Genomic DNA, 11,003 nt, shown 5'->3' on the forward strand with positions numbered 1-11,003 from the left:
GTCGCCGGCGCCCTCGGCGACAAGTTCGGCCGCAAGCAGGTGCTCGTCGCCACCCTCGTCATGATGGGCCTGGCCACCTTCCTCATCGGCGCCCTCAGCCCGCGCCTCCCGCCTCCGCGCGGACCCGGCCGGTCCCGTCGGCGGCCGCCCAGTGGCAGGCCACCCGGCGTTCGGCCCCGCCCCCCAGGACCGCGGGGTCCACGGTGCGGCACAGGTCGGCGACGCCCGCCCGTTCGGCCTCTCCCGAGGCGAGCACCGGGCAGCGCGGGTGGAACCGGCACCCCGGCGGCACCTGCTTGGGGTCCGGCGGCTCGCCCGCCAGGACCACCGGCTCGCCCTCGCCCGCGTCGGGCAGCACCGACAGCAGCGCGCGTGTGTACGGGTGGGCGGGTGCGGCCAGGACCTCCTCCACGGTGCCCAGCTCCACCACGCGCCCGAGGTACATCACGGCGACGCGGTCCGCGATGTTCCACGCCAGTCCCAGGTCGTGCGTGGCCACCAGGGCGGACAGCCCCAGTTCGTCCCGCAGGTCCAGGAGCAGGCGGAGGATCTCGCCGCGCACCGACGCGTCCAGGGACGCGACCGGCTCGTCGGCCACCAGCACCTCGGGGTCCAGGACCAGGGCCCCGGCGATCACCACGCGCTGGCGCTGCCCGCCGGACAGCTCGTGCGGATAGCGGGCGAGGAAGCGCTCCGGCGGGCGCAGGCCGGCCCCGGAGAGCGCTCCGGCGACCCGTTCGGCCTCGTCCGCCGTGGTGCCCTCGTGGATGCGCAGCCCCTCGGCCACGGACTCGTAGACGGTGCGGCGCGGGTTGAGCGAACCGGTGGGGTCCTGCTGCACGAGCTGGACCCGGCGCCGGTAGGCGCGCAGGTCCCGGGAGCCGTACCGCATCGGCCTGCCCTCGAACACCACGACGCCCCCCGTGGGCCGCTCCAGGCCCAGCAGCACCCGGGCCAGGGTGGTCTTGCCGCAGCCCGACTCCCCCACCAGCGCCACGATCTCGCCCGCCGACACGTCGAGGTTGACGCCGTCGACGGCGCGCGCCGTGCCCTTGCCCCCTCCGGGGGCGAACCCGGCGGCGAAGGCGACCTCCACTCCCCTGGCGCTCAGGATCGGCTCGGGCGCCTCCCCGCCCCCGGAGGCTCGGGGGGCGTCGCGGGGGTCGGTCTCGGTGGTGCTCAAGGGCGCGTCTCCTCGGTGGGGGCGGCGGTCGGGATCACGGGGTGCCCCCGTCCCGGGCGGTCGTCAGGGGTCTCGCGGGGCCCACGTGCACGCACGCCGCATGACGCGCGGAGTTCCCAGCGGGGTCGGGGTCCACCGGCCACAGGGGCGGGTCGACCGTGGCGCAGACCGTCTCGGCCACCGCGCAGCGGGGTCGGAAGACGCAGCCCGGAGGGGGGTCGGCCGGATCCGGCGGGTCCCCCGGCAGGCCCCGGGGCGCCAGGCGCGAGGCCGGGTCGCCGATGCGGGGGAAGGCCGCGCTGAGGGCGCTCGCGTAGGGGTGGGCGGGTTCGTGCACGACCTCGCGGGCGGGGCCCTGCTCCACGACGCGGCCCGCGTACATCACCGCGACCCGGTCGCAGGTGGCCGCCAGGACGGACAGGTCGTGGCTGATCATCAGCATGCCGATGCCCTGTTCGGCGACCAGGCGCTTGAGCAGGGCGAGGATCTGCGCCTGGATCATCACGTCCAGGGCGGTGGTGGCCTCGTCCGCGATGACCAGGCGTGGCTCGCAGGCCAGGGCCATCGCGATCATGACCCGCTGGCGCTGTCCGCCGGACAGCTGGTGGGGGTAGTCGCGGGTGCGGGAGGCCGGGAGGCCCACCTGTCCCAGGAGCTCGGCCACGCGCCCGGGGATCCGGTTCGCCGGCACGGTGCCGTGGATCGCCATGGGCTCCGCGATCTGGTCACCGATCCGCTTGACCGGGTTGAGGGAGTGCATGGCGCCCTGGAAGACGATCGCCGCGCCCACCCAGCGGACCGCGCGCAGCCGGCCCCACCGCATGTCGAGGACGTTCTCCCCCTCCAGCAGGACCTGCCCCCCGATGCGGGCGCTCTCGGGCAGCAGGCGCAGCAGGGCCAGGGCGACGGTCGACTTGCCGCTCCCCGACTCCCCCGCCAGCCCCAGGGTGCCCCCGGGGTCGAGGGACAGGTCGACGCCCCGGACGGCCGGGACCTCACCGTGCCCGGCTCGGTAGGTGACGTGCAGTTCTCGGACGTCGAGGAGGGAGGTCAACGCTGCTCCCGGAGTCGGGGGTTGATGACGGACTCCAGAGCGCGTCCGCACAGGGTGAAGGAGAGGGCGACGGCCGCGATGGCCAGGCCCGGCGGGATCATGTACCACCAGATCCCGGAACTGATGGCCCCCGCGGTGCGGGCGGCCTCCAGGATGCCGCCCCAGGAGATGGTGGTGGGGTCCCCCACCCCCAGGAACGCCAGCGTGGACTCGGCGATGATCGACGTGGCCACGAGGAGGGTGGTCTGGGCGAGCACCACCGGCATCACGTTGGGCAGCACGTGCCAGGCCATGACGTGGGTGTGCCCCCCGCCCAGGGCGCGGGCGCGCTCCACGAAGGGTCGCGCCTCCACCGCCAGGGTCTGCGCCCGCACCAGGCGGGCCGTCGCGGGCCAGACGGTGAGGCCGATGGCGACGATGATGGTGCCGGTGCCGCGCGGCAGCACCGCGGCCAGCGCCACGGCCAGGACCAGGGTGGGCAGCACCAGGAACCAGTCGGTGACCCGCATGAGCACGGACGACACGACCCGTCCGGCCGGGCCCCCGGACGCGCCGAAGTGCCCGGCGGTCACCCCGACCAGCGTGCCCAGGACCACGGAGACGACCGTGGCCAGGAAGCCCACCGTGAGGGAGACCCGGGAACCCCAGATGATGAGGTCGAGGACGGACCGGCCGAAGTTGTCGGTGCCCAGGGGGAACTCGGCGCTGGGAGGTTCGTAGGCGGCTCCGGGGGCGCCGGTGACCGTCAGCTCGGCCTGGTCCACCAGCAGGGGTGCGAACAGCGCCAGGAGGACGATGGCCGAGAGGGCGAGGAGGCCCACCAGCCCGGCGCGGTTGCGGGTGTACTCGCGGGCGAACCGGCGCAGGGCCTCCGCGCGGCGGCGGCGTGCCAGGGCCCGGGGCGACACGGGTGCGCCGCCCGCGCCGTTCGCCCCGCCGGCGTCTCCGCCCGGTGCGTCGGCGCCGTGTTCCTCGGTGTCCGCGCTCATGGGCGCACCCTGGGGTCGAGCAGCGGGTAGACCAGGTCGGCGAGGAGGTTCATGAGGATCACCGAGGCCGCGAAGACCACGAACAGGCCCTGGACGAGGCCGAGGTCGGGGACGCGCAGGCCGGAGTAGAAGAGCTGGCCGAGTCCGGGCCAGGAGAACACCGTCTCCACGAGGATCACTCCGGACACGACCTGGCCGAGGTTGAGGAAGATCAGGGTCACCGTGGGCAGGAGGGCGTTGGGGACCGCGTGCCTACGGCGCACGAGGGCGTCCCGCAGTCCCTTGGCCCGCGCCGTGGTGAGGTAGTCGGCGCCCCTCTCGTCCATGAGGGAGGAGCGCATGATCATGAGGTACTGGGCGTAGATCACGGCGACCATGGTGGTGATGGGCAGCACCATGTGCCAGGCCGTGCTCAGAGCGGTCTCCACGGGGCCCGTCGCCGCGGGGTCCACCATGCCGCCGGTCGGGAACAGGCCGGGCATGAACCCGCGCCCCGAGGCGAGCGCCACGATGAGCAGCAGTCCGAGCCAGAACGTGGGCACCGACCAGAAGAACAGGGCGACGGCGCTGTTGGCCCGGTCGGACCGGCCGCCGGGCCTCCACCCGGCCCGGACGCCGAGGAGGAGGCCGAGGAGCGCGGCGATGACCGTGCCGGTCCCCGCGAGCAGGACCGTGGGCCCGAGGCGTTCGAGGATGAGCTCGGTGACCGGCTCGCGGAACTGGAAGGACGTGCCGAGGTCGAGGCGGAGCAGGCCCGTCAGGTAGTCGAGGAACTGCTGCCAGAGGGGCTGGTCGAGCCCGAACTGGCGGCGGAGCTCCTCGCGCTGCTCCGCGGTGACCTCGCGGCCCTCGGTCATGGCGCGGACCGGGTCGCCGGGCAGGATGCGGAAGAGGAAGAACCCGGCCACGACCACGGCCAGGAGCGAGAACGCTGCGGTCGCCAGGCGTCCGGCGACGTAGCGCGCGATCCTGCCCGCGCGGCCTGGCCCGGCGGGGCCCGCCGGGGCGGGGGCGCCGGGCGCCTCCGCCCCGGCCGGGGCTCCCGGGGTGACGGGGTCGCTGGTCACTCGCGGTCCTCCACGGTGGCGCGTCGGCGGAACAGGACGAACCCGCCCGCGGCCAGGAGCACCAGCACGGCCGCCCCGATGCCGATCCAGACCCCGGTCGAGGGCCCGGAGGGGCCGTCCTCGTCCGAGGCGACCGGCTGGGCGGACCAGAAGGCCCAGTAGCCGTCCTGGCCCCAGATGTTGCCCCCGGGGTCCGGCTGGATCTGCATGTCGGTGATCTGGTCGGTGCGGTACGCCTCACGGATGTCCGGGTAGGCCAGCACGTTCACGACGGCCTCCTCGTAGAGCACCCGCTGGAGGTCGTGGATGATCTCCGCGCGGGCGGTGCGGTCGTACTCGGCGAGCTGGGCCCGGTAGAGCTCGTCGTACTCCTCGTCGCAGAAGTAGGCGTCGCCCTGCATGCTGCCCGGCTCCTCGGGGAGCGCGTCGCAGGTGTGGATGCTGAACACGTAGTCGGGGTCGGGGTTGACCGTCCACCCGGTGAAGATGAGGTCGTACTCGGCCGCGAAGAGGGCGTCGCTGAGGACGCCCGGGTCGACCGTGAGGTTCTCGACCTCGATGCCGATGTCGGCGAGGCGCTCGACGATGACCAGTCCGGCGTTGACGTTGTCCGGCCGGTCCTGGTGGACGTGCATGCGCAGTTCGAGGCGGTCGCCGTCGGGCGAGACCCGCACGCCGTCCTCGCCCCTCTCGTAGCCCGCCTCGTCGAGCATCGCATTGGCGGCCTCCGGGTCGAAGGAGAGCGTGGCCTCGTCGCCCTCGGGCGACCAGTGGTAGTCGCTGTAGCGGGCCGGGATGTAGCCCCCGGCGGCGGTGGCGCGGCCGCCGTGCGCCTTCTCGACGATCTCCTCGTTGTCGATGGCTCTGACGATGGCCCGGCGCAGGGTGGCGTCGGCCAGCGCGGGGTGCCCGTCGCCGAACTCCTCCCCGTCCTGGGTGCGGGCGCCGGGGTTGACGGTGAAGGCCTGGAACCGCTTGCCGGCGGCGAAGTTGACGGCGATGTCGTCGGCGCCGTCCAGGGCGTTGGCCTGGGCCTCGGTCAGCTCGTAGACAAGGGAGACCTCGCCGCTGCGCAGGGCCTCGACGGCGGCGTCCTTCTCGGAGTAGTACCGGAAGACCAGGTCGGAGAAGCCCGGGGCCCCGCGCCAGTGGTCGGGGTTGGCCTCCAGGGCGATGTGCTCGCCGCGGTGGTGCTCGGTGAGGACGAAGGGGCCGCTGCCGACGGCGGGCAGGTCCTCACCGGTGTAGTCGGCGAAGTCGTCGCCCTGCTCCTCCAGGACGGGCTCCCAGACGTGGCGCGGCACGATCGGCACGTTGAGGGAGGTCATCGTCGCCTGGGGCTCCTCCAGCTCGATCACCACCGTGTGGTCGTCCTCGGCCGTGACCGTGTCGAAGCCCGACACGTAGTTGCCGTTGGCGATCGCCGCGGACTCGTTCTCCATGATGGTGGTGAAGGTCCACGCGACGTCGTCGGCGGTGAGGGGTTCGCCGTCGCTGAAGGTGACGCCGTCGCGCAGGTGGAAGGTCCAGGTGAGGCCGTCCTCGCTGGTCTCCCACTCCTCGGCCAGGGCCGGCGCGGGCTCGTTGGTCACGGCGTCGACCGTGACCAGGGAGTCGTAGACGTGGTCGAGGATGTTGGTGGTGACGGCCAGCTGGGCGGTGAAGGGGTTGAAGGAGTCGACCTGCTGGGAGATGGCGACGGTGAGCGTGTTCGCCTCGTCGGCCGGCTCCGCGGCGGCCGGGGCGACCGCGGCGGCCCCGACGAGGAGCAGTGCCGCACCCGTGGTCGTCACTCGCAACGGGAGGCGCGGGGAGGGGGTGGGGGGAGGGCGATGGGAGTACATGTCTGCCCCTGTCGGGTTCGTGGGGTCGGTGGCGCGGGGAGGTCGACGGTGCCGGGTCGGTGTCACGCCACCCGGGGGTTGTTGGTTGTCTACCAACGGACGTGGATTAACGTCAATGACCTCCGAGGAGCGCCGTGACATCGAAATACATTCGCGGCCGGACTCCGGCGCAGCGGGGTTTCAGGTGCGCCGGGTGAGGAATGGGCCGGACCGCAATTACTCCTGATTCGCGGTGCTTGTGATACTCCGCTACGGTTCCCGCCATGATGGGGCACTCGCACGCACTGAGTGGCGTGGTCGGCTGGATGGCGGTCGTTCCGCTGGTCCAAGGCGCAGAATTCCTCGGGCTCAGTTTCGAACTCGGCCCGGGAGAGATCATCGCCGGTTCTCTCGTGTGCGCGGGGGCGGCCCTGCTGCCCGACCTCGACCACAAGAGCGCCACGGTGACCAAGACCTACGGCAAGGTCACCGAGGTCCTGGGCGGCATGCTCGGGTTCCTCTTCGGCGGTCACCGCATGGGGACGCACTCGTTCTTCTTCGCGATCCTCATGGGCGTGATCGTCCAGCTGCTGGCGCTGTGGTCCGAGATGGCCGTCCAGGTCTTCGTGTTCCTGCTCATCGGCATCGCGCTCCAGGGACTGGGTTTCGGCCTGGACAAGAACCGGGTCGCGTCCGGGGTCATCAACGCCCTGGCGACGGCGGGGATCACCCTGGCCCTGTTCACCGCGGGCGTCAACTACACCTGGCTGGGCCTGGCCGTGGCGTTCGGCGTGACCCTGCACTTCTTCGGCGACATGGTCACCAAGATGGGCGTGCCGATCTTCTGGCCCCTGTGGAAGAAGCGCATCGGCCAGGGCAAGGGGTTCGTCACCGACGGCCCCGTCGAGCAGAAGGTGGTGACCCCGCTGCTGACGGTGGGCGTCATCGTGGGCTCGGTCTACCTCTTCGACTGGCCCGCCATCCTCCCCGAGTACTAGACAGGGCGCCGGGCCCGCCCCGGCCGCCCGGGCACGGACCCGTCCCGGGGGCGACCGCCCCCGGGACGGGTTTTCCCGTTCCCCGGCCCCGGCGACCGCTCACGGATTATGCTCCTGGCCGACACGCTGCGTGTCCTCCTCGGCACCGCGCCGGTGCCCGGACCCGGAAGGTCTGCCATGAGCGCCACCGACCAGCTGCTCGCCAACGCCCGCGCCCGCGCCCGGGGCCTCCCCCAGGGCGACCACGCCTCGCCCCCCGCGCTGGGCCTCGCCGTCGTCGCCTGCATGGACGCCCGGCTCGACGTCTACAGGGTCCTCGGCCTGTCCGAGGGGGACGCCCACGTGATCCGCAACGGGGGCGGGGCCGTGACCTCCGACGTGCGCCGGAGCCTGGCGATCAGCCAACGGCTCCTCGGCACGCGGGAGATCGTGCTCGTCCACCACACCGACTGCGGCATGGCGGGCTTCACCGACGACGACTTCAAGCAGCAGATCCAGGACGAGGTGGGCATCAGGCCGGACTGGGCCGCCGAGGCCTTCACCGACCTGGACACCGACGTGCTCCAGTCGATCCGGCGCATCGAGGTCGATCCGTTCATCCCCTGCACCGACCGGGTGCGGGGCTTCGTGTACGACGTCGTGACCGGCGAGCTCCGTGAGGTCCGCCGACCGGGGTGACCTCCGCGGGCGGGCGGGGCCGGTACGCGCGGCCCCGCCCGCCGGGGCCGCGCGCCGGACGGCCGCGTCCCTCCCCCGGCCCCGCCCGCCGGACGCGGGGCGGCGTCCACAGGCGCGGGCGGGTACTGGGCCGCGCGGCTCCCCTGGCCTAGGCTGGCCTCCGTGACACGAACCACAGAGGGTCTCGGCCCGGAACTCCACGCCTACGTCGTCGCCCACAGCGAGCCCGTCGACGACGTCCTCGCCGACCTCGCCGAGGAGACGGCGGAGCTCTTCCCCTCGCACAAGGGCATGCAGATCGGCCCCGAGCAGGGGGCGTTCACCACACTCCTCACCCGGATCTGCGGGGCGCGGGACGTCGTGGAGGTCGGCACCTTCACCGGCTACTCCTCGATCTGCCTCGCCCGCGGCCTCCCCGACGACGGCACCCTGCTGGCCCTCGACATCAGCGACGAGTGGACGTCCGTGGCCCGCCGCTACTGGGAGCGCGCCGGGGTCGCCGACAGGATCACGCTCACGCTCGGACCCGCGCTGGACTCCCTGCGCGCCCTCCCCCACGAGCCCCTCTTCGACCTGGCCTTCCTGGACGCCGACAAGGAGGGCTACGTCGCCTACTGGGAGGAGCTGGTCCCCCGGCTGCGTCCGGGCGGCCTGGTCCTGGCCGACAACACGCTCTCCCACGGACGCGTCGTGGACCACGACAACACGTCCGCCCACGTCCAGGGCATCCGCGACTTCAACGACCGCCTGGTCGCCGACGACCGCGTCACCCAGGTGCTGCTGCCCGTCGGGGACGGGCTCACGCTCGCGCGCAGGAACTGACACACCCCCGCCGCCCCTGCGGGCGGCAGGGCCCCGACGGATCGCGCGCACCTTCGGTAATGTCCAGTCCCATGCGCCTGCTGCACACATCGGACTGGCACCTGGGCCGCTCCTTCCACCGGGAGAACCTCATCGACGCCCAGTCCGCCTTCCTCGACCACCTCGTCGGCACCATCCGCGAACGCGGGATCGACGTGGTGGTCGTGGCCGGCGACCTCTACGACCGCGCGCTGCCGCCGGTCGACGCCGTCCGCCTCTTCGACCGGGCGCTCGGCCGCATCCGCGCCACCGGCGCCCGTGCCGTCCTCATCAGCGGCAACCACGACTCCCTCGCACGGATGTCGTTCGCCACCGGTCTCATCGACGCCTCCGGCGTCCACCTGCGCAGTTCCCTGGACGGCGTGGGGACCCCCGTCCTGATCGAGGACGGGCACGGCCCCGTCGCCTTCTACGGCATCCCCTACCTGGAGCCGGAGGTCGCCCGCCACCACTGGGACCTGTCCGAGCGCGGGCACGCGGCGGCCGTGGGCCACGCCATGGACCTCGTCCGGGCCGACCTCGCGGAGCGCCCCGGGACCCGCTCGGTGGTGCTCTCGCACGCCTTCGTCACCGGCGGCGAGCCCTCCGACAGCGAGCGCGACATCTCCGTCGGGGGCGCCTCCAACGTCCCGGCGTCGGTCTACTCGGGGGTGGACTACGTCGCACTCGGCCACCTGCACGGGAGGCAGACCATCACCCCCTCGGTGCGCTACCCGGGCAGCCCCCTCGCCTACTCCTTCTCCGAGGAGCACCACGTCAAGGGCTACTGGGTGGTGGACCTGGACGCCGACGGCCTGGCGGGCGCCGAGTTCGCGGAGGCGCCCGTCCCCCGGCCGCTGGCCCGGATCCGGGGCAGGATCGAGGACCTGCTCACCCGGCCCGAATGGGAGGGGTACACCGGCCACTGGCTCCAGGTCACCCTCACCGACCCGCGCCGCCCGGCCCACCCGATGGACCGGCTGCGCGAGCGCTTCCCCCACACCCTGGTCCTGGAGTTCGCCCCCGAGGGCGGCACCCCCGACACGCGCCCGGTCGCCGCCTCCGTCGCCGACCGCAGTGAGCGCGAGGTGGTCGCCGACTTCGTGGAGTGGGCCCGGGGCACCCCCGCCACCCCCGAGGAGCAGGCCCTCGTGAACACCGCCGTCGAGCAGGTCCGTCTCCAGGAGGGGATGCGCTGATGCGCCTGCACACCCTCACCCTCCAGGCGTTCGGCCCGTTCGCGGGCACCGAGGAGGTGGACTTCGACCGGCTCGGCGCGGGCGGCCTCTTCCTCGTCCACGGCCCCACCGGCGCGGGCAAGACCTCCGTGCTGGACGCGGTGTGCTTCGCCCTGTACGGCAGCGTCCCCGGCGCCCGGGGCAGGGACCGCTCCCCCCGGAGCGACCACGCCCCGCCGGACCGGCGCCCCCTGGTCACCCTGGAGTTCACCGTCGGGGGGCGCCGCGTCCGCATCGAGCGCAGCCCCCGCTGGGAACGGCCCAAGAAGCGCGGCACCGGCACCAGGGTCGAGAACGCCAAGGTCGTGGTCCTGGAGCACTCCGGCGGCCGCTGGACGGACGTCACCACCCGTCCCGACGAGGCGGGCCAGTTCGTCGGCGACCTGGTCGGGCTCACCCTCGACCAGTTCTGCCAGGTCGCCATGCTCCCCCAGGGCGACTTCGCACGGTTCCTGCGCGCCAAGTCGGACGAGCGGCGCGACTCCCTGGAGCGGATCTTCAACACCCGCGTGTTCCGCGACGTCGAGGAGTGGTTCAAGGGGCACGCCAACAAGCTGCGCCACGAGGTGGAGTCCGCCGGCGACGAGGTGCGCTCGGTCGCGGGGCGGATCGCCGAGGTCGGCCGGTCCACCGCGCCCGAACTGCCCGAGGAGCTGACGGCGTGGGCCGCCGAACTGGCCGCCGTCACCGGAGCCACCGCGCTGGACGCCGTCCCCGTGGCCGCCGAGTTCACCGCCGCGCGCGACGCCGCCCTGCGCGCCCTGGCCGACGGGCGGGAGCTCCGCGCCCGCCAGGAGCGGTTGGCCGCCGCCCGGGACCGGGCTGCCCGGCTCGCCGGGCACGCCGACCGGCGGGCCGGGCTCGACGCCCGGCTCGACGCCGCCGAGCGCGCCGAGTCGGTGCTGCCCTTCCTGCGCGCCCGCGACAGCCGGCGCACCGACCTGGACAAGGCCGAACTGGCCGTCGCCGACCACCTGTCCCTGGTCGCCGGGCTCCCCGGGATCGGCCGGGCCGTGTCCTCACCGCCGTCCGGGCCGGGGGGGGGGGGGGGCGGCCCCCCCCCCCCCGCCCCCCCCCCCCCCCCCCCGGCGGGGGGGGCCCCCCCCCCCGCGCCCCCGCCCGGACCGGCCCGG

Annotated in this window: 10 protein-coding genes; 5 read left to right on the forward strand and 5 right to left on the reverse strand. The window is 73.7% G+C overall.

Annotation, left to right across the window (positions count from 1 at the left end; translation table 11 throughout):
• Positions 1-94 precede the first annotated feature (94 nt).
• The 5 genes from ABZ234_RS33325 to ABZ234_RS33345 are packed head-to-tail and all read right to left on the reverse strand — an operon-like array spanning position 95 to position 6,137.
• Entirely contained in the window at positions 95-1,183 is a 1,089-nt protein-coding gene (locus tag ABZ234_RS33325; protein ID WP_267946048.1) for an ABC transporter ATP-binding protein, read from the reverse strand.
• 34 nt (positions 1,184-1,217) lie between these two features.
• On the reverse strand, positions 1,218-2,237 hold the full coding sequence (locus ABZ234_RS33330; RefSeq protein WP_267946049.1) for an ABC transporter ATP-binding protein: 1,020 nt from the start codon (positions 2,235-2,237) through the stop codon (positions 1,218-1,220).
• Entirely contained in the window at positions 2,234-3,226 is a 993-nt protein-coding gene (locus tag ABZ234_RS33335; RefSeq protein WP_355014691.1) for an ABC transporter permease, read from the reverse strand. The genes ABZ234_RS33330 and ABZ234_RS33335 overlap by 4 nt, the downstream gene beginning before the upstream one ends.
• Entirely contained in the window at positions 3,223-4,293 is a 1,071-nt protein-coding gene (locus ABZ234_RS33340) for an ABC transporter permease (RefSeq protein WP_267946051.1), read from the reverse strand. The genes ABZ234_RS33335 and ABZ234_RS33340 overlap by 4 nt, the downstream gene beginning before the upstream one ends.
• A complete protein-coding gene (locus ABZ234_RS33345) occupies positions 4,290-6,137 on the reverse strand; it encodes an ABC transporter substrate-binding protein (protein WP_355014692.1) in 1,848 nt (615 codons plus the stop codon). Before ABZ234_RS33345 ends, ABZ234_RS33340 begins: the two co-directional genes overlap by 4 nt.
• 263 nt (positions 6,138-6,400) lie before the next feature.
• On the opposite strand from ABZ234_RS33345, the gene ABZ234_RS33350 reads away from it, so the two are divergent.
• The 5 genes from ABZ234_RS33350 to ABZ234_RS33370 all read left to right on the forward strand — a co-directional run.
• Positions 6,401-7,114, forward strand: coding sequence for a metal-dependent hydrolase (locus tag ABZ234_RS33350; RefSeq protein ID WP_355014693.1), 714 nt, complete (start codon positions 6,401-6,403; stop codon positions 7,112-7,114).
• A gap of 177 nt (positions 7,115-7,291) precedes the next feature.
• Positions 7,292-7,792, forward strand: a complete 501-nt coding sequence (locus ABZ234_RS33355; RefSeq protein WP_344184393.1) for a carbonic anhydrase — start codon at positions 7,292-7,294, stop codon at positions 7,790-7,792.
• A 162-nt stretch (positions 7,793-7,954) separates the two neighbouring features.
• Complete coding sequence (locus ABZ234_RS33360) at positions 7,955-8,614, forward strand: O-methyltransferase (RefSeq protein WP_355014694.1); 660 nt, start codon at positions 7,955-7,957, stop codon at positions 8,612-8,614.
• Between the two features lie 59 nt (positions 8,615-8,673).
• Positions 8,674-9,831, forward strand: coding sequence for an exonuclease SbcCD subunit D (locus tag ABZ234_RS33365; RefSeq protein ID WP_355014695.1), 1,158 nt, complete (start codon positions 8,674-8,676; stop codon positions 9,829-9,831).
• Positions 9,831-11,003: SMC family ATPase (locus ABZ234_RS33370; RefSeq protein ID WP_355014696.1), on the forward strand; the 1,173-nt coding region annotated here is incomplete at its 3' end. The genes ABZ234_RS33365 and ABZ234_RS33370, both read left to right, overlap by 1 nt.

It is taken from the genome of Nocardiopsis sp. NPDC006198 (assembly GCF_040613895.1).
In the GTDB taxonomy this organism is placed as follows: domain Bacteria; phylum Actinomycetota; class Actinomycetes; order Streptosporangiales; family Streptosporangiaceae; genus Nocardiopsis; species Nocardiopsis tropica.